Raw genomic sequence first — 26,647 nt, forward strand, 5'->3', positions numbered from 1 at the left:
TCGAATCGATCGGGCATTTACGAGCAGTTTATCCGAAGGATATTACTGATCGTTAATCGCGATAAAGTGTTTGATTTGCTCATGTTTTGTTACAATAAATAAAACTTACGTTGACGTTTTTGTTTGTTTAGTTTTCAAAGAGCAATTTAAATGGAGCGGGTGATGGGAATCGAACCCACGACAACAGCTTGGAAGGCTGTAGTTTTACCACTAAACTACACCCGCATAACGTTTTAAATTAAACTACGGCGCGCCCGGAAGAAGTCGAATCCTTGAGCTACCGGCGCATCTTTTTTCAGATGCAACTTTTACATAATATCAAAGTCTCAATCAAATGTCAACAACTTTTTTTGGTGCGGCCGAGAGGACTTGAACCTCCACGGGGTTGCCCCCACTAGGCCCTCAACCTAGCGCGTCTGCCATTCCGCCACGACCGCATACAATAAAAAAGTTCAATGGTGCGGGTGAAGGGAGTCGAACCCCCACGCCTTGCGGCGCCAGATCCTAAGTCTGGTGCGTCTGCCAATTCCGCCACACCCGCTAATAATTTAATGATATTCCAGTATCTTTTCACTTAAAAAAGAAAAAAAGAACTATCTTCACCTTAGATAGCATCAAAATATCAACCGGAAGAACTCGTTGTTTTTCCTGCAATATTCTATTCAAAGATGTTAATCTCGGTGCTGTGTTTGAACGTTAAGAATGAATTAAAGCTAAAATGAAAATGGCTGGGCTAGAAGGACTCGAACCTTCGAATGACGGAATCAAAATCCGTTGCCTTACCGCTTGGCTATAGCCCAATGTTTATTTAAATTAATGGCGGTCCGGACGGGACTCGAACCCGCGACCTCCTGCGTGACAGGCAGGCATTCTAACCAGCTGAACTACCGGACCATTTTTTTTTTTGCAAGTGACCCGTACGGGATTCGAACCCGTGTTACCGCCGTGAAAGGGCGGTGTCTTAACCGCTTGACCAACGGGCCATCATATTAAATCTACTGGCGGAGAAGGAGGGATTTGAACCCTCGCGCCGCTCGCGCGACCTACACCCTTAGCAGGGGCGCCTCTTCAGCCTCTTGAGTACTTCCCCAAATTGGCTCCGCAGGTAGGATTCGAACCTACGACCGTTCGGTTAACAGCCGAATGCTCTACCACTGAGCTACTGCGGAAAATAGATTAATCTTCACTAATATATAGTGTACAAAACAGAGTAGCAATCTGTGCTTCAAAAGACTCCGGCTTTTGTCGCAAGCCGCATCCTCTTCAGGACGCTGCGGCTCACTGAGCTACTGCGGAATAATTAACGCTGTCAAACGGCTGCAAAATAAGGTTGTCACCGTGTCGACTCTTTATATTATATGGACGGCAAACTAGAAAGTCAAGCATAAATCACAATAAATTTTACTCTTCAATTATATGCTTTTTACAAAGACAAATTGTGCGATATAGGTTTAATGAAGACGGTGGGAATATTCTATTCCAGTTATAGCAGAGAGAATTTGTTCAATAAATGAAAGTATATCTTCAGACATGTTTTTTATTCACCTGCAAGAGCTAATTTCCCCCGGCATCTTCCACATACATATTTTTTTGTATCGAGCTTTCGTTTCCTCTTATAAACCTGGCTGCATTCTGTACATAGGTAGGTCAACGACCTTTGGATTCTCCTTTTTTCCATAGTTTCAGGCAGCGTCGAACAATAGCGGGGTGCTCCAACCTTATGCAGCAGCCATTTAAAGTCCTGATCACCATGTTTATAGCCGTGCCCTTCTAAATGAAGATGATAGTGGCACAGCTCATGCTTAATAATTCCAATTAATTCCTCCCTCCCCAGCTGTTCCAAGTATTTTTTATTCATCTCGATATTATGGCTTTTAAGCAGATAGCGCCCGCCGGTCGTTCTTAGCCGCGGATTAAAGATGGCTTGATGGCGGAATGGTTTTTCAAAAAATGTATTTGATATCTCCTCAACAAGCCTTTGTAATTCATCATTATCCATATCTTTTTTAACCCTCTTTTCACAACAAAACGAACAAGACAGCCTATAACAGCATAGACTATTGTTACTTGACAAAGATTTCAGTTTATGGTTTTCAACGAAAAAGGAGGTTTTTCGTGTGCCAAACTGGCTGCAAAAGCAAATAAGAAGAGCTTTTTATGAAAAAAATCGTTATCAGGTTAAATTATTAAATCAATGCTGGTTTTTTTACCGGAAAAACCTTTTTTAATAAAGCGTCCCACTATCAATCTGACAATAGGACGCATCGCTTAAACTTTTATTTTTGGAAATAAGGCCTATGCCTCTGATGGCGGCAGCATGGTCAGCGCCACTCTTCCCTTTTTCATATCAATAGAGTCAACCCAAACCGTTACCACATCGCCTACAGAAACAATATCCAGCGGGTGCTTTACGAATTTATTGCTTAATTTTGAAATATGAACAAGACCATCCTGTTTAACACCAATATCAACAAATGCGCCAAAATCCACCACATTGCGCACCGTCCCCTGCAGTTCCATCCCTGCCTTTAGATCCTCCAGCTTCAGAACATCCTTTTTCAGCAGTGGTGCCGCCAGTTCATCACGCGGATCCCTCTCAGGCTTCATTAACGCTTCAATAATATCCTTCAGTGTGAGCTCCCCGATATTCAACTCACTAGCTGTACTGTTAATATCGACTGTTGCCAATGCCTTTTTAAGCTCATCTGTACCGAGAGCTGACGATGTATAGCCAAGTGATTGAAGCAGGCTTTTAACTGCATCATAGTTTTCCGGATGGATGCCAGTTCGATCCAGTGGTTCCTTGCCATCAATAACCCGTAAGAAACCGATCGCCTGTTCATAGGTTTTGGCACCTAAGCGGGGAATCTTCTTCAATTGAGCCCTGGTTGTGAATTTTCCTTCCTCTTCCCTTTTTTTCACAATATTGTTTGCGACTGTTTTTGACAGTCCCGAAACATATTGCAAAAGAGATGGTGACGCTGTGTTAACATTCACTCCCACCTGGTTTACCGCCGTTTCCACAACAAATGTTAAAGATTCAGAAAGTCTTTTTTGTGCAACGTCGTGCTGGTATTGACCGACACCTACTGATTTTGGATCAATTTTAACTAGTTCAGCTAACGGATCCTGCAGTCGGCGGGCAATGGACACAGCACTTCTTTCTTCAACATGGAAATCAGGAAATTCTTCTCTTGCTATATCAGAAGCTGAATAGACACTGGCTCCTGCTTCGTTCACAATGATGTAAAAAATTTCTTGCGGCATTTCTTTTAATACATCGGCAACAAATTGCTCCGTTTCTCTGGATGCTGTTCCGTTTCCGATGGCCACCATTTCAACGTTGTATTTCTTCAATATCTCCTTGATCTTTTCCTGGGCATCTTTCGCTTTTGAAACAGGAGGATGAGGATAAATCACGCCAATCGTTAATACTTTACCCGTTTCATCCACAACCGCTAATTTGCATCCGGTGCGGTAAGCCGGGTCTACTCCAAGCACCATTTTTCCTTTTAATGGCGGCTGCAGCAAGAGATTGCGCAGGTTTTCTGAGAAAATGTGGATGGCCTGCTCTTCTGCCTTTTCTGTCAGTTCATTATGTATTTCCCGCTCAATAGAAGGCTGGATGAGCCGCTTATACCCGTCTTCTACTGCTTCAGAAACAACGCCGGCAGAAATCGATTTCAGGTTCTTTATCCACTTTTTATTTAAATACTTGAGGATAAATTCCACATCCGCCTTTATTGCCACACGCAAAATTTCTTCCTTTACACCGCGGTTTAATGCTAAGATCCGGTGCGGAACAATTTTGCTGACGGGCTCTTCATAAGCATAATACATTTCATAAACTTTTTTCTCATCTTTTTCAGCATCTTTGACAGCCGATTCGATGATTCCCTTTCTGCTGGTTTCTCTGCGGATCCACTTTCTGCCATCCGCTTCATCGGAAACCATTTCTGCTATTATATCCTTCGCCCCGGCAATAACCTCCTCAACAGAAGTAACTCCTTTTTCCTCTGAAAGGTATTTATCAGCTTCGTCCTCCAATGAGCCTGATACAGGGAACGTTAACAGCCACTCGGCAAAAGGCTCAAGACCCTTTTCCTTTGCAATCGTCGCTTTTGTACGTCGCTTTTGTTTGTATGGACGGTAGAGATCCTCTACTTCCTGTAATTTAGCAGCTTTTATGATGTTTTGTTCTAAATCTGGAGTCAGCTTTCCCTGTTCATCAATCAGGCGAATGACCTCCTTCTTGCGCTGTTCTAGATTTTGTATGTATTGCCATCTCTCCATAATGTCGCGAATTTGCACTTCATCTAAGGCGCCCGTTTGCTCTTTACGGTAGCGTGCAATAAATGGAACGGTATTTCCGTCATCAAGCATCGAAATGACGTTTTTTACCTGCTTCACTGATAGAGATTGTTCAGATGCAATTAATTTATATAATGATTCTTGTTTTTCCAGCACTTTTTCCAATCTAAATCCTCCAATGATTAGTCTAAAGTTTATTTTACCAAATTGCAGATAGTATTTCACAACGCTGGCTTTTCTAATGATAGACAAATTTCGCGCAGTCTCTTCTGTAAAAAAAACGAATGCCTCTACACAAAGTATAGAGGCATTCAGGGATTATTAAAATTCAATAAGACCTAGGCTGATTTGCAGGGCTTCGTCGACTTTCTCCATCATTTCTTCATCGAGATGAGTGATTTTATCGGTTAAGCGTTGCTTATCAATTGTACGTATTTGTTCTAAAAGAATTACCGAGTCTCGCTCAAAACCATAACGTTGCGCATCAATTTCAACATGAGTAGGCAGCTTTGCTTTTTGGATTTGTGCTGTAATCGCTGCAATTATTACTGTGGGACTAAACCGATTCCCAATGTCGTTCTGAATGACGAGTACAGGGCGCACCCCGCCTTGTTCTGAGCCAACAACTGGGGATAGATCCGCAAAATAAACGTCTCCACGTTTGACAATCAAAGGATTATCCTCCGCTTACTAGACGTTCAACTGTATGTTCTGCCTCATATTCAGCTTGAAATGCTTCAGATGCAATCGTCAAATTTATTTTGGCCATTTCCATATAGCCCCGTCGCATGGATTCTAGAATTTGTCTTTTCTTCCGTTCACGCAAATACATTTTTGTTGCCTGATAAATACATTCGCTGCGATTAACGTTCTCTTGTTTAGCAAAACCGTCTAATTCACTCAAAAGATGTTGCGGTAATGTTATCATAATCTCTGTTGGAACACTGGACTCAGACACAAAATACACCTCCACCATCACTACACACCAATTCACTCTACCTTTTTCCATGATACCATTATTTTTGTCTAGTGCAAAGAGCATTTCTCATTCTTCAGTATTATAGTCCACAAAAATATCCTTTTATGCATCTGCAAGGTTAATTTACCAAAAAATTATCGGCATAATCATGATTAATCAAATTCGCTCCGCCGAATTTGCGCCCGGATTTTTATCGAGCTTGCTCGATAAATTTCCTTTAAAAAATCCGAGGCATCCGCCGGAGGCTTAACTTCATTCAGCTAGGATCCGAACCCCCATAGAATTAGAGTACTGGTTTGATAAAATCCCTTTACTTTAGAAGTAGAGGACTTCTGCTGAATGAAGTTAACACTGTTTACATTCAGGTTTAGGGCATAGACAGTCCGTTTACCGTTTCGCTAACCGTTCCGTCTTGGATGTAGACACGGGGCACCCTGCCCGTTATCATGCAGGTCACTTCATAATTTATCGTATCCAATTTTTGCGCAATTTCATTGACTGAAATAAATTCTTTTCCCTGCCCGCCAATAAGGGTAACAACCGTTCCGGCCGGATAAAACTTATCGAGTTTAACCATTGTCTGATCCATACAGATTCTTCCAATAATCGGCATCCTTTTTCCATCGATCAGCACCTCCTGGCCCGAAAGCTTCCGAATCCAGCCATCGGCATAACCAATTGGGAGAGTGGCAATCCATTCATCCCCCTGTGCCTCATATGTGGCGCCATAGCTCACTTTATCTCCTGAATGAAGCTGTTTTACATGAACGATCTTCGTTATCAGTGAAAAAGCCTCTTTTAACGGATAAGGCAGTTCCGGTTCGATTTCAGGTGAAGGACTTAATCCGTACATAGAAATCCCCAACCGGACCCCATTAAAATGATTTTCCGGGAAGCGAAGTGAAGAAGCTGAATTACTGCAATGAATAAGCGGGGGCTTCTGCTGCAGACTGTCCAGCATTTCTTTAAAAATCGCACTCTGCTGCTGATAATAGGTCTGATCGATTTCATCCGCTGTAGCAAAATGAGTAAAGATCCCCTCAAAAATCAGCATTGGATTTTCCTGAATCATTTGTTCGACTTCCTGCAGTTCCCTTTTCGTTCTGACACCAAGACGTCCCATCCCTGTATCAACTTTTATATGAACACGAACCGGATCCGTTAATGTTACTTGTTCTTTTACATACTGAAGCCAGTCCGGTTGGAAAACAGTCAAGGTAATATCATATTGTGCCGCTGCCGTAATATCTTCCGGCCTGCTCACACCGAGAACAAGAATTGGAGTGCTTATTCCTTTTTTTCGTAAAAGAATGGCTTCGTCAATTAATGCCACAGCTAAATAAGAGGCACCCGCGCGGATGGCTGACTGAGCTGTCTGAACATCGCCGTGGCCATATCCATTGGCTTTGACAACAGCGAACAGCGTCACATTCTCCGGTAATCGTTGTTTTAATGATTGTACATTATAAGAAATATGATCCAAATTAATTTCGGCCCATGTATCCCGATAAAATGGCTGATCCATTTAACTCTAACACTCCTTAAGATGACAACTCCTGATTCTACTTACTTAGTAGATTATCTGACTCTTCCTTTAGCTTGTCAATTGTGTCTATAAAGAAAACTCGCCGATTGGCGAGCCTGAAAGGCGAAGACAGAGGCGTAGTCGCGCAGAGCCCGATTGACTTTTCTAAGAGCTGAAGCTCTAAGAAAAGCCTTATTGCACTTATACTGATTTCCTAGAAATTGCAGCTACGTCGAAATACTTCTTCGCTGCAATTTTATACTTTCCTATCAGTGCAAGAAAAACAGGCCCCATTCTTGCGAGCCTGTTTCGATGTCCAATTCGTTCATTTTGGTAAAACTCGTATCATCTTCAAATGCGTCAGCGGGCGTTTTTTATTTTACTGCTTCTGCCTGAACCGTTTGGGCAATTTCCACCATTTCCTTCGGTGTTAAATCATTGGAAGCAATCATATAATCTACCCCCTCGTACGTCCAAGTCAAACTGTTATCCGTGACAGCACCAATGGTGAAACCAAGGTCTACCAACTCTCCAGTCATAACCATCGGTCCGGCTGTGGCAGGAAGAATCTCTGTTTTTTCTTGCACTAATGTAAAGGATTTTTCTCCCTCATAGGTGAGTACGACTTGCTTTCCGTCCTCCATTTTCACTTCTTTTTCACTCTTCAGGCTTGCTCCTGCTGTTTCTTCCGGATACTTCACGGTAAACGATGAATCTCCCAGCTCGGCCATGACAGTTTTATCCAGCTGGGCACCTGTCATATTTTTCTGCATGTCAAAGTCTTTGTTGTCGAAGTTGGCATCAAATTTCATATCCGTAAATTCAACTGTAACGAGCGCATTGCGATCGGTGTCCATCACTTTCACGCTGACAGGGGCCAGGTCCTTTTTACTCAGCGTAATCTCTTGGTAAGGGAGCATTCTATTGTTTTGATAACGGGTTTTTGTTTCAAAAACATAATGGTCCTTTGTTGCGGTGAATTTCGCTTCTTTATCTTCAATAATATCCATGGCCAGCGACTCGAATAAATAGGCTTGACTGCTGTTTTGCGGCCAGTCACTTTGGAACTTAAAGCTTTTATTTAGTGCCGGTGTTAAAACAAAGACACCTTCATCATTACGCAAAATCATCTGGCTCTGATCCTTTTGTGCGTTTTTTAGATCAACACGATAGAAATCAGGCCTTTTATGCCAGATTTCCACATCATACGTATGCGGCTCCGACCCCATCTGCAGTGTCATTTTCGCTTTCACCTTATACCCTGCCAGCTTATCTAGCTTCCCTTCCAGTGTCTTGACAACGTCTGTCTGAGATTTTTCCCCGCACGCAGCTAATAAAAGAACAGCCAGAAGCAGTGCCAGAAGCATAAATAACCTTTTCTTCATTCCTTCAACCCCTTTTTGTCTCATTAATCCGTAAGAAGGAGAGATCAAATTCGCCCCGTCGAATTTGCGCCCGATTTTTTTCGAGCTCGCTCGAAAAATTTCCTTTGAAAAATCGAAGCATCCGCCGGAGGCCTAACTTCATTCAGCCAGGGTTTGAATCCCCACTGAATCGGAAAACTATTTTGCATTCATCCCCCACTTACAGAAGTGGAGGACTTCTGCTGAATGAAGTTGAAAAGCTGTCATGACCTTGCCTGTTCATGTGTTTTTTACAGGCCTGACAGCTAGACAAGGAAAAAGCAGGCGGAGTGCGATCGGATGAAACACCATATTCAAGCTGCCTGGTCTTGTCTCTCCTATTGCATTATGAATATATGAGACAACCACCTGTAATATGACGAACGAAAAAAGTGCCTTTGCTAATTTTAAAGAGAGGAAATGAGACCTGTATAAGAGAAAGGCACCAGTCCTTTTACGAAAAAAAAGCTGTGGCGCCGGATGCCTTACATGTTATATTTTTTCAATGATAACCTGCGCCACGGCATAGTCCAAACTATGCGAAATGGACAGATGAACCCCTTCCTGCAGCGGTCTTGTGATTGCCGGCTTTCCCTTTTCATCATTCTCTACCTGAATATCAAGAAAAGATAGCTGCGTGCCGATCCCCGTACCATACGCTTTGGCAAATGCCTCCTTAGCAGCGAATCTTCCCGCTAAATATTCAATCTGTCTTTTTCCACTTAATTGTTCATATATTTCTTTTTCAAATGAAGTCAGGATCCGATCGGCAAACTTTTTCTGCCGAGCGCTTACTTTTTCAATCCGCTCCAATTCCACAATATCTATCCCAATTCCAACGATCATCGTCTAACTTCCTTTATTTGATTTTTCTTTTGAACTGCTTTTAAACGTAATATTAGCATATGTATAGTTGAACAACCATGTTTAGCTGCAGCAGAGTCTCTGTGTTATCATTGTTCTAAGCAATTTTGCAGGAGGTTATTAAACTTGTTCACTAGGACTGAAAGCTTAAAGGAGTTTATCCGTTTTTATCCGGTTATTACCGCGATCCTTCTTATTCATCTTGTACTGTATTTGCTGACTGTCTTGCCGCTATTCCCCAATCAATGGTTTTTCGAACTATTTTCCGGCGTTAATTTGTTTATTATGCAAGGAGAAATCTGGCGGATTATTACCCCTATATTTATGCATAACGGATTCTCTCATTTCTTATTTAACAGTTTCTCACTTGTGATATTCGGACCAGCTTTAGAAAAAATGATCGGCCCCATAAGGTTTACCGTCGTCTATTTAGTAACAGGAATCTCAGCAAATGTGGCCACACTCTTTTTAGAACCGCTTACTTATATGCATGTCGGCTCCAGCGGGGCGATTTTTGGAATTTTTGGCTATTACATCAGTATCCTCATTCGGCAAAAGCACCGGATGGCAAAGGAAAACAAACAGCTGCTGATTACCATTACAGTCATCAGTGTCATTATGACCTTCGTTCAGCCGCAGATTAATGTAACGGCCCATCTTTTCGGTTTGATTTCCGGCTTTCTTATTGGATTGCTTTCTTTGCAAAAAAAATAGAGCTGTTTACACAAGAAAAGTCAGATGCTGCATGCGAGAATCTGACTTTTTTTGCTTCATATTATATTGTCCTGATGGCGGCTGTACCAGTGATAAATTTTCATTCCGGCAATCGCCTCTAAATCGTTCACCGTACCTCCAGATCCTCCAATTCCGGATATGATAGTTGCTTGGACAGTGGCCAGCCCTTGCCTTTTTTGAAAATAATTTTTCTGTATCGATAATGTCTGAATTTTATTCCTTTTCATCATCACTGTATTCTTAATGATTCCCCTGTAGGTCAATGTTAACTGTACATCATTTACACTCCAACCCGCGTCCTTATACTTCCAGTGGGCCCAAACTGCCGTAAGGGGAATAAGCAAGAGCGAAAGCCAGCCCCATGGCCGGAAGAAAATGACGGCACCCAGCACGAGGAGGATCGGGAAAAGTAGTCCGCGGAACATATACCTTCTCCATGCCCTTTTAGGGACAGACACCACTTCCGGATGCAAATCATAATCAGGCAGAATAGAATGCAGCAATTCAGGGATTTTCCGTTTTTTCACGATGGGCAGAACCATAATCGTTGACTTCGATTCTTTATCGATTGATCCGCCGGCGCTTTCTACATACACCGTCGCCAGACGCAGCGGCTGCCTGATGAGATTTTCGCTGATGCGGATGCCTTGAATGCGGTTGATGGGAATTGTTATTTGCCTTTTCTCCAATAACCCTCTTGAAATAATCAAGTCACCTTCAACCTTTTGTACAGTAAAATTCGCATACTTCAACAATGTACTGATAAACGCCAGTATCCATGCCACGAGAAAGACCAGCAGCGCCGCCAGACTGACAAAGACGATGCCATTGGCAATGAAGTGCTGAAACTCATTGTATACTTTTTTATAGGGGATCAATTCATCGAATTGAAAGATAAAGGCAACTATCGCTGACAGGATAACGCCTGCTCCTCCGGATGTTGTCGCTAATAATACAAGCTGGGATGGCGTGATATGATAGAGGCTCGCCCTTTCCTCCGGAACCTCTTCATCCCTTGTTCGCATGGCATCCTTCCCGTTTTTCACAAGTGACAAAGTCTCTTGTATCGCCCGTGCTTCTTCTTTCGTAATCGCAGTCAGCACCGCCTCAGCCTCCCCAAGACTGGTCGATCCTGCTGTTTCCACTTTCACCTTCACCAAGCCGAACATCCGCTGCAATACCCCTTCTGAAAAATCAAGGCTTTGAATTCTTTCAAATGGGATATAGCGTTTCTTTTTCACAAAGATGCCGGATTCAATGCGCAGCTCCCCTTCTTCAATCCGGTATGTATACCGCATCCAGGTCAGAATACCGCTAATCAATGGAAAGATGATGGACATTGCTGCTACAATATAAAACCAATACCGGTCTCCATCTCCATTTCTCCCCACCACAAAAAGGAGGACAAAGGGAAGAATCATTTCCTTAATTTGCTTCAAAGTGTTGGCCACAGCCGATATGGGATGAAGCCGTTTCCGCTCAGACATCTTCATCCGCCACCCTTGCCAGCCTCGAGATGAAGACCCTCATTTCCTCCGCTTCCTCATTATCCAAAGCGGGGATTTCATGGACCGTCGCAGCGGTTGAAATGGTTACAGAAGCCAGATTGTATTTACGCAAAAGTGGTCCCTGCTTCGTGTCCACATGCTGTACCCGAACCATCGGAACGAGCGTCCGGGTAACAATAAACATCCCATGCTGCAGTTCAATTTCTTGTTCCCTCACCTCATACCGCCACCGCTTCCAGCGCAGCTTTGGAAAAATAAATACGGAAAAAACAACAGTTAAAATAAATAATATGATAGCTGCAGCACTAATCCACACCAGCCAGTCAAAGATCAATGTAAAGACAATAATTCCTCCTGCAATAAGCAGAAAAAAGGCTGAAATAATGGCGCCCGAAATCCTCCAGACAATCAATGCTTTCTGAGAAATTCTCTTTCTTGGTTCAGCTAACATCCTGCACCCCCTGATTCTTCTACAAATCAAATTCGCCCCGTCGAATTTGCGTCCGGTTTTTTTCGAGCCCGCTCGAAAAATTTCCTTTAAAAAATCCGAGGCATCCGCCGGAGGCTTAAAAACTTATTGCTATATGTACGTAATATACTTTCATAAAGTTTCAAAATTCGAGGCGTCATTGATGCCCCAAATTTTGCGAAAAACCTTCATGCTTCGGTACGCTCTTTCTTTAATTCCCCCCCAGATACAAACGAATGCACGGGATTACATTCCCGTGCATCATCTTCAAAGGTTAAGTATAAGGTTTCTGAATTTAGACCGGTGTCTAGCTACAGCGCCTAGCGTCTAGTGTACTTCACCCTCCCTCCCTACGATAAGTCAACATCGAATTGCACTATTGTGCTCTTCGTGTTTCCTTTATCTCAGTCGGGATGGCTCCAGTCCATACGCCGCTGGGCAAGGCGCTTCCGCTTTTCTTATTACCGATAACTATTTGATTTTGATTTGTATTGTGAGTTGTTTGGACGTTTTCCGCCATGACTTTGGCCTGAGCGTGATTTAACCGGTGTTCTCTTGCGGTTATAAGAATCATAGCCGCCGCGTTTACGATCATCCGGTTTGCGATCCCGTTTAGACGGAAGCGGTTTTTCTTCGGTCAAAACAACTGGTGTGTTATCAGGTTCTTTTGTCAGCATTTTAAGAACCGCTGCTACTACAGTTGAAGGATCGTGTTCTGATAAAAGTTCATCGGCAAGTTGTTTGTAATATTGCAGATTATTAGAGTCAATCGTCTGTACGATTTTCTCCATTGCCGCTCTTTGTTGTCCTTCTAATGCTTCATCCAATGTTGGCGGCTGCATGCGCTCCATTTTTCTTCTTGTTGTTCTTTCCACTACATGTAAGTAAGATTTTTCCCTTGGTGTAATGAACGTCATCGCCACACCTTGTTTACCTGCACGACCGGTACGTCCAATCCGGTGAACGTAGCTTTCAGGATCCTGTGGAATATCGAAGTTATATACATGTGTCACACCTGAGATATCAAGACCGCGGGCCGCTACATCTGTTGCTACCAGCACATCAATAGAGCCTTCCTTAAACTTGCGTAAAACAGACATACGTTTCGCCTGGCTTAAATCGCCGTGAATTCCTTCAGCATTATAACCGCGGAGATTTAATGCCTCTGAAAGTTCATCCACTCTTCTTTTTGTGCGTCCAAAAATAATCGATAATTCAGGTGACTGAATATCAAGCAGTCTCGTTAAAATATCAAACTTATTCTTTTCTTGAACTTCCAGATAATACTGATCAATGGCAGAAACCGTTACTTCTTTTGTTTTCACCCGAACAACCTGCGGCTCCCTCATAAACCGTTCCGCCATCCGCTGGATTGGAGCAGGCATCGTAGCTGAGAATAACAGGGTTTGATGCTCTTCCGGGATTTGTGCAAGAATCGCTTCGATATCTTCAATAAATCCCATATTCAGCATTTCATCTGCTTCATCCAAAACAACCGTATGAACATGATCCAGACGGATTGTTTTACGATTTATATGATCCAACAAGCGTCCTGGTGTTCCAACAATAATATGCGGATGGTTTTTCAAAGCACGGATTTGACGATTAATATCCTGTCCTCCATAAATCGCTAACACACGCGCTCTTTTTCCGTAACCGATTTTATATAACTCTTCTGATACTTGGATCGCAAGTTCACGTGTCGGTGCAATAACGATTCCTTGGATAAAGTCCTTATCTTTATCAACCTTATCAATCATCGGTACACCAAATGCAGTCGTTTTACCCGTTCCAGTCTGCGCCTGGCCAATCAAGTCTTTATTGGCAAGACTAAGTGGAATCGTTTCAGCCTGAATAGGCGTCGCCTCTTCAAAGCCCATTCTTTTCAGTGACTTCATCGTTGCTGCACTAATACCTAATTCTTCAAATTTTGTCAATTTTCCCATTCTCCTTCTTTTCATTTGCCATGTCAATGATCAGATTCATTCAGCGTAAATTCCCATTTTTTAAAAAGAAAGAATACAACAGCGGCTAAATGACCTCCATAACAAAGCGTGTATACGTGTACTTATGTGAAGTGGCTAGTTCGATTTCTCCCGAGCCCATATTTTATATAATCACTGTGGAAAGGTATTCCAAGCGCAGTAATACATGTAAAAAGTGAAAAAAAGACATTCTCCAAATGGAGTAATGTCTGAGGTCGAAAGAAATTCTCTCATTGGCACTTTGTTGATAATTTTACCATTACTGCCGGCAGTTTGCAATATTAGCGCCAATTGTATCGAGAAAGGTTTTCACTTCTGTTTGATTACCGCTCATGTAAAAATGACAGAATATTTTCGAATAAATCATTTCGTTCTTCACAATGGCAAATCAAATGCTTAGAATTTTTAATATAAAAAAGTTTTTTCGATGAAGAACAGATATGATTGTATAAATATTGCGCTGTTTTTGGAGGGACAATCCCGTCTACTTCACCCTGGGCTATAAAAGTGGGTACATTAATTTCCGGCAGCAGCGGACGAACCTGATTCACAAGCTTGCGAAACTGGATCGTTGCCGCTAACGGGGTTTCCTTTATTTTTCGTTTATAGCGTAAAAACAGTTCATTTTCTGTCAATTTACCTTGAGATAGATCCTTAAACATTGTCCCAATATCAGCTGCAAGCTGTTTTGGATTTACATAATAAGCAGCCGCACTTAACAACACTAATTTCTCAACCGGAAAATGAACAGTTAAATAACTGGCAATCATTCCTCCCATTGAAAAACCTACCACGTAAACCTTTTCACACGAATCAAGCAATGCCTCTAGTTCACGTTCTGCATGACCAATCCATTCTTTATATTGCACGCCCTTCAACTGAAGTGTATCTCCATGACCGGGCAGAGTTGGCACAGCTAATTTCCAATCTGTTTCCTTCTTTAAATATTGCACAAGTGGATCAACCTCAGACGGGGCACCCGTAAAACCATGAATACATAAACATCCGATCATCTCTGACACCGCCATTTTAATCAAAGTTAAGAATTTGTCCTATTTGTATTTTACACCCAATCGCTGAGAAAATTCTTATCTTAAGCATAAATCCGGGCAAAATTCATAGATATGACTGATTGATCCAGTGTATCTGGTAATGGAACGAGTCCAGATCAAATCCTTCCCACCTAAAAAACAAGTGGGAATGGTGTATACAGTGCCTCGAAATCATAACCATGAGGCTGCGCCGCTGGATGATGATTAAGCGGCCGGACCGTAATATAGCGTTTAAATCAGATTAAAGCCTTCACAACCTCTTCCATTCTCATCCCTCTTGATGCCTTTACCAACACAAGTGCATCAGCAGTCAGAATTTTTTTCAGCTCTGCAATCAAAGACTCTTTCTCGGCAAAAGAAAACACTCTATTTTCATTTAAAACGGTTTTAGCCCCTTCTGAAATATACCGGCCAAGGTCCCCAAAAGTAAAGACGTAATCCACCGTTTGCGGATCAATCGATTTTCCCATTTCATAATGGAATTCCTGTTCTCTCTCTCCTAATTCCAGCATATCTCCAAGTACAAGAATTTTTTGCGAAAATCCCGAAAGTGCAGACACTAGTTCAATCGCCGCTCTCATCGATGTTGGGCTGGCATTATAGGCATCGTTAATGACCTTCACAGCATTTTGTCCCTCTACAAGTTCCATTCTCATATTCGTCAGTTTCAAACCGCTAAAGCCTTCATTCATTTTTGAATACGGTATTTGGAAATAATTTGCCGTCAACATCGCACAAAGGGCATTAAGAATATTGTGAATCCCAAGCACCGGCAGCTTAAATACCGTTTGCGAGAGATTTGTTTTAAACATACTGCCTGAACTATCCGTCTTGATTTCCAGCGGATAGATATCATTCCCATCGTTGCGCCCAAATGTCTGAATCAGAGCATTTCCTTTATCATCCTGGAGCCGCTCCTGCAGCAATGGTTCATCGCCAAGATAAACGATTAAACCGTTTTCCTGGAGGCCATGGGTAATTTCCAGCTTCGCCTCGGCAATCCCTTCTCTTGAGCCTAAATCCTGCAAATGCGATTCACCGATATTCGTAATAATAGCTGCGTTCGGACGTGCCAAAGTGGATAAAAAGTCAATCTCGCCTTTACTGCTCATTCCCATTTCCAAAACAGCAATCTCTGTATCCTCAGCAAGAGAAAGCACCGTTAACGGCAGACCGATATGATTGTTGTAATTTCCCTCTGTCTTTTGCACCTTATATTGCAAGGACAAAAGCTTAGTCACCATATCCTTTACCGTTGTTTTTCCGTTGCTGCCGGTAATACCAACGACCTTTACATCCAGCTGGTTCCGATAGCCTCTAGCTAGTTCCTGCAGCGCAGTTAATGTGTCCTCAACGATAAGAATCGGCAGGTGCAATGGCGGATTGGGCACATCCTTCTGCCACAGGGCTGCATGTGCGCCTGTTTTGAGCGCCTCCTCGACGAAGCGGTGCCCATCGGAATGCTCCCCTTTAAAAGGAACAAACAAGTTTCCTTTGGCAATTTTCCGCGAATCAATTGAAACACCATTTATCGCAATATCTTGAAAGGCAGTGATATCGTTCTCAATTTGAATCATATCCTTTAGCTGCGCTAACGTCCTCTTTATCATTTCATTCCCCCCAATTCAGAAAGGGCTGTCCTGCCGGGTGCCTCACACCCTGAAGGAACAGCCCCCTAGTAAACCTATAGGCGATTAGTGCCTATTTGTGCAAAAATAGCAGCCAACCCTGCTTACACTGTGAATTTAATACTTTGTTTAACTTCATATCGTTCAATCGCCAGCTCCACAAGGCGTTCAATCAAGGCAGGATATTCCAGACCGCTCTGATTCCAAAGAAGCGGGAACATACTGATCGGTGTGAAGCCAGGCATTGTGTTCACTTCATTAATTAACCCTTTGCCATCCTTTGTTAAAAAGAAATCTGCTCTGACAAGACCGGAGCAATCCAAGGCTTTGAATGCTTTAACAGCCATTTCCTTCAGCATGGCATACTCATCGTTTGTAATCTCAGCCGGGATAATAAGCGCTGTATCATCATCAACATATTTTGCTTTATAATCATAAAAATCCTTCTTCGGTACAATTTCCCCTGCTACCGAGCATTCAGGATTATCATTGCCCAAAACAGCAATTTCCACTTCTCTTGCTGTAACGCCTTCTTCAATAATCACTTTGCGATCAAACTGAAATGCTTCCGCAAAAGCTGTTTCCAATTCAGCACGATTCGTGCATTTGCTGATGCCAACGCTTGAGCCTAGGTTTGCCGGTTTCACAAAACATGGGAAGCCTAATTCCTTCTCCACTTGTTCATAGACGTGAGTTGGGGCACTGCTCCATTCGCTTTTTATACAAGAAACATATTTCACCTGTGCCAGTCCGGCCTGGGCAAAGATATTTTTCATCACAATTTTATCCATCCCTGCAGAGGAAGCCAGCACTCCATTGCCGACATACGGTAAATTCAACAGTTCTAAAAAGCCTTGTACCGTTCCATCTTCTCCATTTGGTCCGTGCAGCAGAGGGAAAATGACATCAAAAGACTGTCCATCTTCCGTTTGAAATAAATCAGAAGATAACGCAGAAGTTCCGTTACCGCCAAACTTTAGCTGGTCAACATTCTCAACCGGACCTGTTAACTGTGCCCCTTTGTTCCATTCGCCTGATTCAGCAATATAAATAGGATATATATCAAATTTGTTATGATCTAGCGCTCCAATAACAGCCATAGCCGTCCGCAGTGATACTGGATGCTCTGCAGATTTCCCGCCGTATAGTAATCCTAATTTTGTTTTCATCTAACAAACCCTCCATTTTGTGATTCACACTCACCCATTTTACCACTTTCTGAAATGGCTTTGTGAAACAATATTGCTTATATTTCCCTCGTTATTGAAAAACTGTTTGGGACTATCTCTCTCTTTTCTTTTCGTATATAACAGTTAAATTTTCGACTTACTTTTCTTATAGTATGTAAAAATGGGCTTAATGGAAACCTGAAAAACAGGAAAGTTTTCAAAAAGCCGCAAAACATTCGGAATTATAAGCGAGGGACTGTTTCATCATTGGTCACATGGCCCATATCGCTTTCAAGAAGGATTTCCTGCTCTTCCCGGTCAATTTTTACAATGGACAGGCTTGTACCATCAACGATTTGCTCTTTCCATATATCCTTAATCTCCACTCCTTTGAAAATAGCAAACAACGCTTTGATTAACAAACCGTGCGAAACAACCAACACGTTTCCGTTCAAAGTGCCGTTTCTCATCTCGGCAAGAAATTTCTCGGCCCTCTCTTTCATATCAAAAAACGTTTCCGCTCCGATATTTTGATAAAGTTCAGGCCTGGACATAAACCAATCATATTCATTAGGGTACTGCAGCCGGATTTCCGCCTTTGTCATGCCCTGCCATGGTCCCATCGCCATCTCCATAATCCGTTCATCCTGAATGACAGGGATATCCCGCTCACCTCTAAGCAGTTGTGCCGTTTCCAGCGTTCTTTGACTTGGGCTGGCGATAATCCGCGTGAACTCTGTATCTTTAAGCCTTTCACCTAACCTCTTGGCATAGCTCCGGCCTTTTTCCGTCAAACGAGAGTCCAGCCTTCCCTGTATCCGCTCAGCCGCATTCCATTCCGTTTCCCCATGCCGGACAATATATAAATATAGCAATCTCCTAATCTCCTTTATTAATCATTTTCTAAGTGCCTATCATTATATATTATGCTAAACAATCAGACCGCTTCTTTCAATGGCAAATTTATATTAATAAAGGCGCTGCTTCCAGGCGGATTTGTTTAGCATGTTCTCACCAAACAGGTCCTGAACCACCCTAAGTGTTGCGCTGTTATTTATCAGATGTGCAGCATTGATTAACAAATGCCCAAGTCACTTCATAGAATATTCAAAAAGGACGGAGTTGAACTTCATGGCGAAATGGATTGACGTATCAACATCGCGTCATCAATTAAAACTTTTTGATGGAAATAAGCTTATAAAAACTTACCCCATTGCAGTTGGAAAAATATTGTCACCAACACCTTCTGGGACATACACGATTATCAATAAACAACCTGATCCCGGCGGACCATTTGGAGTGCTTTGGATGGGATTATCAAAACCTCATTACGGTATACACGGAACCAATAACCCCGCTTCAATCGGTAAAAATGTCTCACATGGATGTATTAGAATGTTTAATCATGATGTTCTAGAATTATCATCTAGAGTTTCAATTGGCACTTGGGTTTCTATTCATAAATGACTTTTTTACTCTCGCTCTTCATACTGCATAAATATAAAAAAAAAGCGAAATTTGTTGTTTTTCTTCTTTAACCATTTCTATATTTGCGGAATATAGTAGTAATGGCGGTGAATGAAATGAGGAAAATTGGAAATTGCATGAAAGATAATTCAATCTGGATTTATATTGGTGTAGTTGCCTCGGCTTTAATTTTGTTCCTATAATAGTGTTATCCACCATATCAATGGTGGATTTTTTCCGTCTTTCGTATAACACAATCCTACCCTGAAACCTGAAAAATACGAAGAAGGTGCTAGTTACTTCTGTAACGAACTTCTCTTTTCCGGAACATAATCAATTGAATTAGCACAAAAATGGCAGCTTCACATCTTTTTTGAAATGATTTTCAAATTCTATAACGGCTTCTTCAACTGTTTTATATCCAATTTGAGTGTACATTTCCTCTAAAGAGGACATATCATCCAGATTAGCATATACAGTTCCATTATTTATCCAACAAAATAATACACTACTGAATAAAAACAATAACAGGGGAACACCTTTTTTCAATTTCATCACCCTAAATTATATTTAGGTATATTTTATCCAAACCATTTACAATAATCCTTATTGGAAAGCCGCGACTGGAATGCGCACAATAATAGAAAACTCGAATTCCAGATAAGTTTACCAATGATCCTCCGTTAATGGTGCCCCCATTGAAGTTCAATGAAATGCCCTTTCAAAAATATTTACTATAAAAATCACGCCTCAACTTTCCACTCATCTGCGCATATATTTTGGTCGTCTCACTCTTCTCATGGCCAAGCAGGCTTTGGATCACCTTAAGGGGGACACCGTTATTCATCATATGCGTAGTATAGCAGACGTAAGTTGATGCGGATGGATACTCTTTTTTTCCGTTAAATGAAATACATTTAACAAAACGGGTGCAATCCACTTCCTCGTGAATAAAATAACTAAATCAATCGAATGTATTGAAAGGAGAAATATGAATGGCTACACAAACATTTAACTTCACGGGGGATCTTCAAACATTTCCGGTTCCAGCAAATGTATGCTCTGTGACCATCAGAGCACAGGGAGCGCAAGGCGGAGCTGGTGGAGCAGGTGCTAATGGGATAAGTACTGGTGGTTCAGGTGGTCTGGGGGCCTCTATTCAAGGGGAGTTTTCTGTTACTCCAGGAGAGCTGTTAACTATTCTAGTTGGCGGTATCGGTGCCGCAGGTGTTCAAGGTCAGGGCGCTGGCGGCGGCGGTGGAGGATCATTTGTTTGGCGCGGCGGGACTCCATCCTTAGCTAGTATATTAATCAGCGCTGGCGGCGGAGGTGGCGGCGGTTTCCAAAATACCCCGGGAACTGCCGGTTCTGGTGGAGGTGGAGGTGCTACTAACGGTATTAGTGGTGATAGTAGTGATAGTGGTGCTGGTGGTGCTGGTGGACTTGCTACTGGTGGCGGAGGTGCTGGTGGTAGCGGTAATGCCAATACTACTGCCTCTGGAGGTGGAGGCGGAGGTGGCGCTTTTGCTGGTACCGGTGGTACTGGAGGTACCGGTGATGTTAGTGGGGGTGGTAGTGGTCTTACTGGTTTAGGAGGTGTTGGCGGCGGAGGTGGAGGTGGTTTGAATGCTGGCGGCGGAGGCGGAGGTGCTGCTGGCGGTGCTGCTGGAACTGGTGGAGGTGGGGGCGGTGCTGGTGGTATTGCTGGTAATGGTGGTATTGCTGCAAATGGTGGAGGGGATGGTGGTTTTGGCGGTGGAGGTGCTGGTAGTGATTCTGGTGGCGGAGGTGGCGGCTTTGGTGGTGGTAATGGCGGTAGTGGTGCTACTACTGGAGCTACCGCTGGTGGCGGAGGTGGAGGTGGTTCTTCGTTCAATGCTGGGATCAATCAAGTTAACCAAAGTGCTGTTCGTTCAGGTAATGGAATTGTTGAAATTACCTTTACGCCTGATACTGAACCACCTATTATCGATTGTCCTGCCGATATCACTGTTTTTAATGATTTAGGGCAAAATGGAGCTATTGTAAATTATCCACCTCCAACAGTAAGCGATAACTGTTCTGCTGTTACCTCTGTTTGTACACCAGCATCTGGTTCTTTCTTCCCTCGTGGTACAACAACTGTCACTTGTACAGCTACAGATGCAGCCGGAAATACCAGCACTTGTTCGTTTAACATAAGAGTGGTTATAGATCCTTGTCGATTTTTTAGTGATAGATGATGATGGAACCACATTTAAGGATCAAAAAGGAATGAATATCCTCTACAAATCTAGTTAACATAAATGAAGTACACAAAAGAGTCAAATCCTTATGTTTCAAGGGTTTGGCTCTTTTCTTTTCAGATGTATCAACATATTTGACTTCTGAAGAAGACTGAAAGCGCATAAAAAAGTAGGGTTTTCTTCAACCTTTTATTCAAGATAATGGCCCTTAACCTAAAGAAAGAGCACAATTCTTGCTGCAGAATTGCGTCCTGTGACTGAATATGTATATCAGTTGAATATTAATCTTGAGAAAAGGATACACTGTGTCATAATTGTTATAACAGTTATAACAAGGAGGTGGAATTTATGGAGCAAATTGAAAGAAAGGTAACAAAAATAGGGAACAGCATCGGCATCACATTACCTCCGGAATTATTAAGGCAGGTAGGACTATCTCAAGGCGATGATGTACAAATTGAAGTAAAAGGTGGAAAAATCATTTTAAGAAAAAAAGAGCAGCTTCATCTTCCAAGTGGAGTAGATGCTGAATTTATGGAACTTCTGAACGAAGTGATAAAGGAGCATGACAAAGCATTTAAAGGGTTAGTAGATAGATGAGAGACGAAATTATTTATTTAACAACGAATCAAGTGATAGCTATCAATACAGTACAAATTCGCTTATATTCACCACAAGAGACTATTGGCGTAAAAGACCCTGCACTGCTGGACACTAAGCTTAACCGGTCTAAACAATCCGCATTTGGTCAAGATGCCTATCCAACCATATATGAAAAAGCAGCTGCACTATTTGAATCCATTGCTAAAAATCATGCTTTCCACAATGCAAATAAAAGAACAGCCCTTGCTTCACTTATTATTTTTTTGAAAATAAATCATTATAGATGGACGATGGGAATAGATGAAGAACAAGATTTTACAGTCGATGTGGTCAACCATAAATACACGTTTCAGGAAATCGTCTTAACTATTAAAGAACATACAGAAAAGATATGAATTTAAAAAAGGGTTCCATTTTATAAGATTGGCTTAATTGCATATAATTTATGAGCGATTGAGCCTTTGCTAATTTATTGCGCCCTTTTATATAAGTGAAAGAGTTTAAAACTTTCTTTTATATTTTGGTTCAAGAAGATATTGAATCCCATACAATAATAATCTCCTTACTTCCCTCTTATAAACCTCATTTACTTATGGTACGATTCACCGCAGCTGCTCTACATGAGGCTATCTTCTCCCTTAAACCTATGAATACTATACTTGAATCTCCAGGTTGCCTTAGCTCTTTCCATGTAGATGTACTTTTATTAGATAAAAAAATGGCCTTCTTTTTATGGTATAGTTCTCCTTAAGTTACTGATAAAGAACAGATTAACACTCAATTGACTACAAACAAAATATACGAGAGAATATAGATAGAGTGTGTGAAAGAAAGGAAGATTTCAGTGGAAAATCGCTCACTAATTCTACTTGGGTTACTAATGGGACAAAGTCAACACGGATATCAGATTAATGAATTCATCGAAAGAAACTTAAGTACAGTTACAGATATGAAAAAGCCTACTGCTTATGCTACTCTGGATAAACTAAATCAAAAGGGCTTTATTGATATTCAGTTAGAGCAAGAAGGAAATAGACCCACCCGCAAAGTGTATTCTATAAATGAAAGCGGCCGAAACTATTTTTATCAATTACTATTGGATAATCTGTCTTCTGCTGAAAGTGTTAATTACCAAGGGGATATCGGGTTAATGTTTATTGATTTTCTTCCTATGGACCAAGCAATACCAGCCTTGAAAGAACGATTAAGGAAAAACAAAAAACAAATAGACCTATTTAAACAAACCCCTGCGCATGGAATACGAACCGGTGTAAATCTTGCAGTCGAACATAAAATTACAATGTTATCAGCAGAGATTGTCTTTCTTGAAAAAACCATTCAACATCTTCTTCATTCGGATTAAATTTTATACACTTTTGGAATCAACGGAGCCACCAAAGGTTCCTTTTTTATTTGAATCACAATAAAGTGAAACTTCAATCAGTGGGGGTTTTCTTTCATCCCCACTGATTGTTAGTTGAACCAATCGGGCTTTTACTGGCAGTTGATCCCCAATTTACTATTCTCGTCTAGCAGGAATACTTGACGTGGGGGTATTCCTGCCAGTTAATGCGGGATAAACAAATAATCCCTTTTTTAACCATATAGTCACAGTTGACTATTCAACACAGAACTAATATACTTTTATTAGTCAAACGTGACTAATAATTTTTCCATAAAAGGAGTGGCATACATTGTTTCTTGCTATAAAAGAGTTAAAGCATGGTAAATTACGATTTTTAATGATTGGCGTTATAACTGTCCTGATTGCATGGTTGGTATTCCTTCTTTCTGGACTAGGTAACGGCCTTTCCACTCTTAGTGCGGCAACATTTAAAAATATGGATGCCAATTATGTGACTTTTGAAGACGGATCAAGAGCCTCTATGAGCCGATCGTTATTGAGTGAATCATTGGCAAAAAAGCTGGAACACCAAACGAATGTTTCAGCTGCATCAGCAATGGGTGCAACCATGGGAACCGTATTAAATAATTCTGCTTCTGATGGTAAAGAAAAAGTAGATATTGCCATACTGGGAATCACACCTGGCAGTTTTCTGGAACCCAATGTGAGCGAAGGAAAGCCACTTCAAGCAAATAAGCCTTTGGAAGTTACCGCCAATGATACTTTAAAGAAAAAGGGCTTTAAGATTGGTGATACGCTGAAGATAGAAGGATCATTAGAAAAAGTGAAAATTGCAGGGTTTGTTAAAAATGAAACATACAACCATTTACCTGCTATTTTTACTACTCTTGATAAATGGCGCTCGATTCAATTTGCAGCACCGGGCTCTGATAAAGGAATTGAGAAACCTGTAAATGCCATTATGCTGCAAGGGGAAAATATTGACCCAGAGAAAATAAATCAGCACTTCCAGAATACGGAAACGGTAACCAAGGCCGCAGCCATACAAGGAATGCCTGGTTATAAAGAAGAGAATGGTACGATTACGATGATGCTCACCTTCCTTTTGGCCATCTCGGCATTTGTACTGGGGGTATTCTTTTATGTACTTACCCTGCAAAAGTCAAATCAGTTTGGCATTTTGAAAGCCATTGGTGCCAGCAATCGTTTCCTTGGCAAAGCCATTGTATCCCAAGTATTTCTATTATCATTAATTAGTATTGTGGCGGGAATCTTATTAACCTATGGGACAGCCCTTATTCTTCCGGATGGAATGCCATTTTCACTTGATTTAAAATTAGTTGTCCTTTATGCCCTTTTATTACTGGTCATTTCGATTTTAAGTTCATTGGTTTCCGTTCGAAAAATTACAAAGATAGACCCACTTCAAGCGATTGGGAGGATGGAATAAATGTCAGGAATACAATTAAAAAATGTCTCTAAACTGTATCAACAGGGGGAAAATCAAGTTCTTGCCCTTGATGGTATTTCCCTAACGGTGGAACAAGGTGAGTTTATTGCTGTCATTGGCCCATCAGGTTCAGGTAAAAGTACCTTTCTTGCCATTGCAGGTGCCTTACTCCAATCATCTGAAGGCGAGGTTATTCTTAACGGTAAGAGCCTTAATCAGTTAAAGCCTAAGGATTTAGCACGATTGCGGCTGGAGGAAATAGGATTTATCTTACAAACCAGTAACCTCGTCCCCTATTTAAATGTTCTGGAACAATTACTCGTAGTAAAAAGAATGGCAGGGAAACTTGTAAAGGAAGATAAGGAATACGCTAAAGAATTATTACAAAGTCTCGGTTTAGCAGCAAAATTGGAAAAATTACCTGAACAGTTATCTGGAGGAGAACGCCAACGTGCTGCAATTGCTCGCGCTTTTATAAACAATCCATCTATTATTCTCGCAGATGAACCAACAGCAAGTCTTGATTCGAAAAAGGCTCATGAAGTGGTTCAACTCATAGCCAGAGAAACAAAAACAAGAAACAAAGCAGCGATTATGGTCACCCATGATGAACGAATGCTAGAATACTGCGATAAAGTGTATCGAATGGAAGATGGAAGACTTAAACGTGACGATTCTTTCAGTCAAGATAAGATGAAGACAGTCTCTACCAGAGGATAAATATCTCATTGAAAACCAAGGAGGAATAATCAATGATTATTGTAACAAACAGAATAAAAATGAAATTAGGCTTTGCAGCAAAAATGGCTCCAATGTTCACAAGACCGGGTGCTTTACAAAAAATGGAGGGGTTTGTAAAAGTAGAAGTTTTATTGACTAAAAATCTTTCAGAATATGATGAACTGAATGTAAATATGTATTGGAACACGATTGAAAACTTTAACCATTGGAAAAATAGCACCGCTTTTAAAGAAGCCCATACAGGACCAAATAACACTGAACAGGAATCCCCGATCTTGGGAAGTGAAATCATTATTTCAGAGGTTGCTTCGACTTTAGAACCAAATGAATAATAACTTACTAATAGCAAAACCCCTGCTTTTTAAATAGTAGGGGTTTTGTTTGTGAAATGAAAAAGGAACCGAATCCATCTACGCTAGTAGATGTTTTCTGTTCCTTTCTTCTTGTCTTTATTCCTCGCTGTTTTTGTTTTCTTTTCTTTTGCCGTCACGAAATACCGGGGCACTACGGATATATTGCACATCTTCCACTTTCAGGCGGAAATTAACTACCCGGGCTGCGGCAAAGAAATAATCAGACAAGCGGTTCATAAATTGCAGCGGCAGTTCCGCCACTGTGCTGTCCTGTTTCATCAATGTAACAATCTGCCGCTCCGCTCTTCTTGTAATCGTGCGGGCAATGTGCAGTGTTGCTGCTGCCGGTGACCCGCCTGGTAAAATAAAGCGTTCTAGCTCAGGTGCTTCAGTAATCATCTGATCAATTCTTGTTTCCAAGTACGTAATCGCTTCGTTTGTTAATTTAAGCGGCCGATTTTTCGTTACATTCGCCAGGTCGCCGCCGCAATCAAAGAGTTCGTGCTGAATTTTCTCTAAATCGTCAAGGATATCCTTAAAAATCGTTTTATCCAGTTGTGTTACGGCCTGCCCGACAAAACAATTCGCCTCGTCGACAGTGCCATAGGCCTCTACTCTTACGTCATCTTTATCAACGCGCCCGCCAATAATACTCGTTTGCCCTTTATCACCTGTCCGTGTATAAATACGCATTCTCTTCTCCCCTTTTTCATTCATTTTAGGTTGTTTGGTGACCTGATTTCATTCTGTTCACCGATTTTAATATTTTCTACTCTGACCATTCGATTTCAGGATCTATGAATCCTCCATGACA

General features: G+C 41.6%; 27 protein-coding genes and 8 tRNA genes. 10 read left to right on the forward strand and 25 right to left on the reverse strand.

The features are described from left to right. Positions 1-151: 151 nt before the first annotated feature. From HNR53_RS21095 to HNR53_RS21135, 9 genes are all read right to left on the reverse strand, one after another. A tRNA-Gly gene (locus tag HNR53_RS21095) sits at positions 152-225 on the reverse strand. Between the two features lie 126 nt (positions 226-351). Continuing rightward, positions 352-437: transfer RNA gene (locus HNR53_RS21100), tRNA-Leu, on the reverse strand. Positions 438-456: 19 nt separating this feature from the next. Beyond that, a tRNA-Leu gene (locus HNR53_RS21105) sits at positions 457-541 on the reverse strand. Between the two features lie 184 nt (positions 542-725). Further along, a tRNA-Gln gene (locus tag HNR53_RS21110) sits at positions 726-800 on the reverse strand. A 17-nt stretch (positions 801-817) separates the two neighbouring features. Continuing rightward, positions 818-894, reverse strand: a tRNA-Asp gene (locus HNR53_RS21115). Between the two features lie 17 nt (positions 895-911). After that, positions 912-983 (reverse strand) — tRNA-Glu (locus HNR53_RS21120). 16 nt (positions 984-999) lie between these two features. Further along, positions 1,000-1,090 (reverse strand) — tRNA-Ser (locus HNR53_RS21125). 4 nt (positions 1,091-1,094) lie between these two features. Continuing rightward, positions 1,095-1,169, reverse strand: a tRNA-Asn gene (locus HNR53_RS21130). A gap of 368 nt (positions 1,170-1,537) precedes the next feature. Beyond that, positions 1,538-1,999 (reverse strand): SprT family protein, encoded by a 462-nt coding sequence (locus HNR53_RS21135; RefSeq protein ID WP_184529822.1) that lies wholly within the window; start codon positions 1,997-1,999, stop codon positions 1,538-1,540. Positions 2,000-2,117: 118 nt separating this feature from the next. On the opposite strand from HNR53_RS21135, the gene cmpA reads away from it, so the two are divergent. Continuing rightward, positions 2,118-2,228: a cortex morphogenetic protein CmpA gene (gene cmpA / locus HNR53_RS23340; RefSeq protein WP_184529824.1), complete on the forward strand. Its 111-nt coding sequence runs from the start codon at positions 2,118-2,120 to the stop codon at positions 2,226-2,228. A gap of 67 nt (positions 2,229-2,295) precedes the next feature. On the opposite strand, the gene HNR53_RS21145 is transcribed toward cmpA, so the two are convergent. The 6 genes from HNR53_RS21145 to acpS form a co-directional block, all read right to left on the reverse strand. After that, entirely contained in the window at positions 2,296-4,476 is a 2,181-nt protein-coding gene (locus HNR53_RS21145; RefSeq protein ID WP_184529826.1) for a Tex family protein, read from the reverse strand. Positions 4,477-4,632: 156 nt separating this feature from the next. Further along, positions 4,633-4,983 carry a type II toxin-antitoxin system PemK/MazF family toxin gene (locus HNR53_RS21150; RefSeq protein ID WP_184529828.1) on the reverse strand — a complete coding sequence of 117 codons (351 nt, stop codon included), beginning with the start codon at positions 4,981-4,983 and terminating at the stop codon, positions 4,633-4,635. Between the two features lie 4 nt (positions 4,984-4,987). Beyond that, positions 4,988-5,269 carry an antitoxin endoai gene (locus HNR53_RS21155; protein WP_184529830.1) on the reverse strand — a complete coding sequence of 94 codons (282 nt, stop codon included), beginning with the start codon at positions 5,267-5,269 and terminating at the stop codon, positions 4,988-4,990. A 388-nt stretch (positions 5,270-5,657) separates the two neighbouring features. Next, positions 5,658-6,815 carry an alanine racemase gene (gene alr, locus HNR53_RS21160; protein ID WP_184529832.1) on the reverse strand — a complete coding sequence of 386 codons (1,158 nt, stop codon included), beginning with the start codon at positions 6,813-6,815 and terminating at the stop codon, positions 5,658-5,660. Between the two features lie 374 nt (positions 6,816-7,189). Continuing rightward, the gene (locus tag HNR53_RS21165) at positions 7,190-8,200 is read right to left on the reverse strand and encodes a LolA family protein (RefSeq protein ID WP_184529834.1); all 1,011 of its coding nucleotides are present in this window, start codon (positions 8,198-8,200) and stop codon (positions 7,190-7,192) included. A 510-nt stretch (positions 8,201-8,710) separates the two neighbouring features. Then, a complete protein-coding gene (gene acpS / locus HNR53_RS21170; RefSeq protein ID WP_184529836.1) occupies positions 8,711-9,064 on the reverse strand; it encodes a holo-ACP synthase in 354 nt (117 codons plus the stop codon). 144 nt (positions 9,065-9,208) lie between these two features. Here acpS and HNR53_RS21175 point away from each other — a divergent pair, with 144 nt between their 5' ends. After that, on the forward strand, positions 9,209-9,796 hold the full coding sequence (locus HNR53_RS21175; protein WP_184529838.1) for a rhomboid family intramembrane serine protease: 588 nt from the start codon (positions 9,209-9,211) through the stop codon (positions 9,794-9,796). A gap of 56 nt (positions 9,797-9,852) precedes the next feature. Here the strand turns inward: HNR53_RS21175 and HNR53_RS21180 are convergent, their stop codons facing one another. The 7 genes from HNR53_RS21180 to HNR53_RS21210 all read right to left on the reverse strand — a co-directional run bounded on the left by HNR53_RS21180 (position 9,853) and on the right by HNR53_RS21210 (position 18,503). Then, the gene (locus HNR53_RS21180) at positions 9,853-11,304 is read right to left on the reverse strand and encodes a PH domain-containing protein (RefSeq protein WP_184529847.1); all 1,452 of its coding nucleotides are present in this window, start codon (positions 11,302-11,304) and stop codon (positions 9,853-9,855) included. Then, complete coding sequence (locus HNR53_RS21185) at positions 11,297-11,776, reverse strand: PH domain-containing protein (protein ID WP_184529849.1); 480 nt, start codon at positions 11,774-11,776, stop codon at positions 11,297-11,299. The genes HNR53_RS21180 and HNR53_RS21185 overlap by 8 nt, the downstream gene beginning before the upstream one ends. A gap of 479 nt (positions 11,777-12,255) precedes the next feature. Continuing rightward, the gene (cshA, locus tag HNR53_RS21190) at positions 12,256-13,731 is read right to left on the reverse strand and encodes a degradosome RNA helicase CshA (RefSeq protein ID WP_246439723.1); all 1,476 of its coding nucleotides are present in this window, start codon (positions 13,729-13,731) and stop codon (positions 12,256-12,258) included. A gap of 371 nt (positions 13,732-14,102) precedes the next feature. Beyond that, positions 14,103-14,792: an alpha/beta hydrolase gene (locus tag HNR53_RS21195; protein ID WP_184529851.1), complete on the reverse strand. Its 690-nt coding sequence runs from the start codon at positions 14,790-14,792 to the stop codon at positions 14,103-14,105. 275 nt (positions 14,793-15,067) lie between these two features. Next, on the reverse strand, positions 15,068-16,441 hold the full coding sequence (locus HNR53_RS21200) for a UDP-N-acetylmuramoyl-tripeptide--D-alanyl-D-alanine ligase (protein WP_184529853.1): 1,374 nt from the start codon (positions 16,439-16,441) through the stop codon (positions 15,068-15,070). Positions 16,442-16,563: 122 nt separating this feature from the next. Next, positions 16,564-17,628, reverse strand: coding sequence for a D-alanine--D-alanine ligase (locus HNR53_RS21205; RefSeq protein WP_184529855.1), 1,065 nt, complete (start codon positions 17,626-17,628; stop codon positions 16,564-16,566). 242 nt (positions 17,629-17,870) lie between these two features. Next, the gene (locus HNR53_RS21210) at positions 17,871-18,503 is read right to left on the reverse strand and encodes a histidine phosphatase family protein (protein WP_221452430.1); all 633 of its coding nucleotides are present in this window, start codon (positions 18,501-18,503) and stop codon (positions 17,871-17,873) included. Positions 18,504-18,759: 256 nt separating this feature from the next. Between HNR53_RS21210 and HNR53_RS21215 the strand changes: the two genes are divergently transcribed. After that, a complete protein-coding gene (locus HNR53_RS21215; protein WP_184529857.1) occupies positions 18,760-19,095 on the forward strand; it encodes a L,D-transpeptidase in 336 nt (111 codons plus the stop codon). A gap of 342 nt (positions 19,096-19,437) precedes the next feature. On the opposite strand, the gene HNR53_RS21220 is transcribed toward HNR53_RS21215, so the two are convergent. Both HNR53_RS21220 and HNR53_RS23595 read right to left on the reverse strand, forming a co-directional pair. Next, positions 19,438-19,644: a hypothetical protein gene (locus HNR53_RS21220; protein ID WP_184529859.1), complete on the reverse strand. Its 207-nt coding sequence runs from the start codon at positions 19,642-19,644 to the stop codon at positions 19,438-19,440. A 172-nt stretch (positions 19,645-19,816) separates the two neighbouring features. Then, positions 19,817-19,945, reverse strand: coding sequence for a tyrosine-type recombinase/integrase (locus HNR53_RS23595; RefSeq protein WP_184529912.1), 129 nt, complete (start codon positions 19,943-19,945; stop codon positions 19,817-19,819). Positions 19,946-20,090: 145 nt separating this feature from the next. Here HNR53_RS23595 and HNR53_RS23545 point away from each other — a divergent pair, with 145 nt between their 5' ends. The 7 genes from HNR53_RS23545 (at position 20,091) to HNR53_RS21260 (ending at position 25,812) form a co-directional block, all read left to right on the forward strand. Next, positions 20,091-21,317, forward strand: a complete 1,227-nt coding sequence (locus HNR53_RS23545; RefSeq protein WP_184529861.1) for an HYR domain-containing protein — start codon at positions 20,091-20,093, stop codon at positions 21,315-21,317. A 351-nt stretch (positions 21,318-21,668) separates the two neighbouring features. Continuing rightward, on the forward strand, positions 21,669-21,920 hold the full coding sequence (locus HNR53_RS21235) for an AbrB/MazE/SpoVT family DNA-binding domain-containing protein (protein WP_184529863.1): 252 nt from the start codon (positions 21,669-21,671) through the stop codon (positions 21,918-21,920). After that, positions 21,917-22,318, forward strand: a complete 402-nt coding sequence (locus HNR53_RS21240; RefSeq protein WP_184529865.1) for a type II toxin-antitoxin system death-on-curing family toxin — start codon at positions 21,917-21,919, stop codon at positions 22,316-22,318. Before HNR53_RS21235 ends, HNR53_RS21240 begins: the two co-directional genes overlap by 4 nt. A gap of 449 nt (positions 22,319-22,767) precedes the next feature. Further along, positions 22,768-23,286 (forward strand): helix-turn-helix transcriptional regulator, encoded by a 519-nt coding sequence (locus tag HNR53_RS21245; protein ID WP_184529867.1) that lies wholly within the window; start codon positions 22,768-22,770, stop codon positions 23,284-23,286. 331 nt (positions 23,287-23,617) lie between these two features. Next, on the forward strand, positions 23,618-24,739 hold the full coding sequence (locus tag HNR53_RS21250; protein WP_184529869.1) for an ABC transporter permease: 1,122 nt from the start codon (positions 23,618-23,620) through the stop codon (positions 24,737-24,739). Further along, entirely contained in the window at positions 24,740-25,459 is a 720-nt protein-coding gene (locus HNR53_RS21255) for an ABC transporter ATP-binding protein (RefSeq protein ID WP_184529871.1), read from the forward strand. A gap of 32 nt (positions 25,460-25,491) precedes the next feature. Further along, positions 25,492-25,812, forward strand: a complete 321-nt coding sequence (locus HNR53_RS21260; protein WP_184529874.1) for a heme oxygenase — start codon at positions 25,492-25,494, stop codon at positions 25,810-25,812. A 117-nt stretch (positions 25,813-25,929) separates the two neighbouring features. Here HNR53_RS21260 and HNR53_RS21265 read toward each other — a convergent pair whose 3' ends face one another. Beyond that, the gene (locus tag HNR53_RS21265; RefSeq protein ID WP_184529876.1) at positions 25,930-26,526 is read right to left on the reverse strand and encodes a cob(I)yrinic acid a,c-diamide adenosyltransferase; all 597 of its coding nucleotides are present in this window, start codon (positions 26,524-26,526) and stop codon (positions 25,930-25,932) included. Positions 26,527-26,647: the final 121 nt, after the last annotated feature.

Origin of the sequence: Bacillus benzoevorans (assembly GCF_014207535.1) — a bacterium.
GTDB lineage: Bacteria > Bacillota > Bacilli > Bacillales > Cytobacillaceae > Bacillus_BD > Bacillus_BD benzoevorans.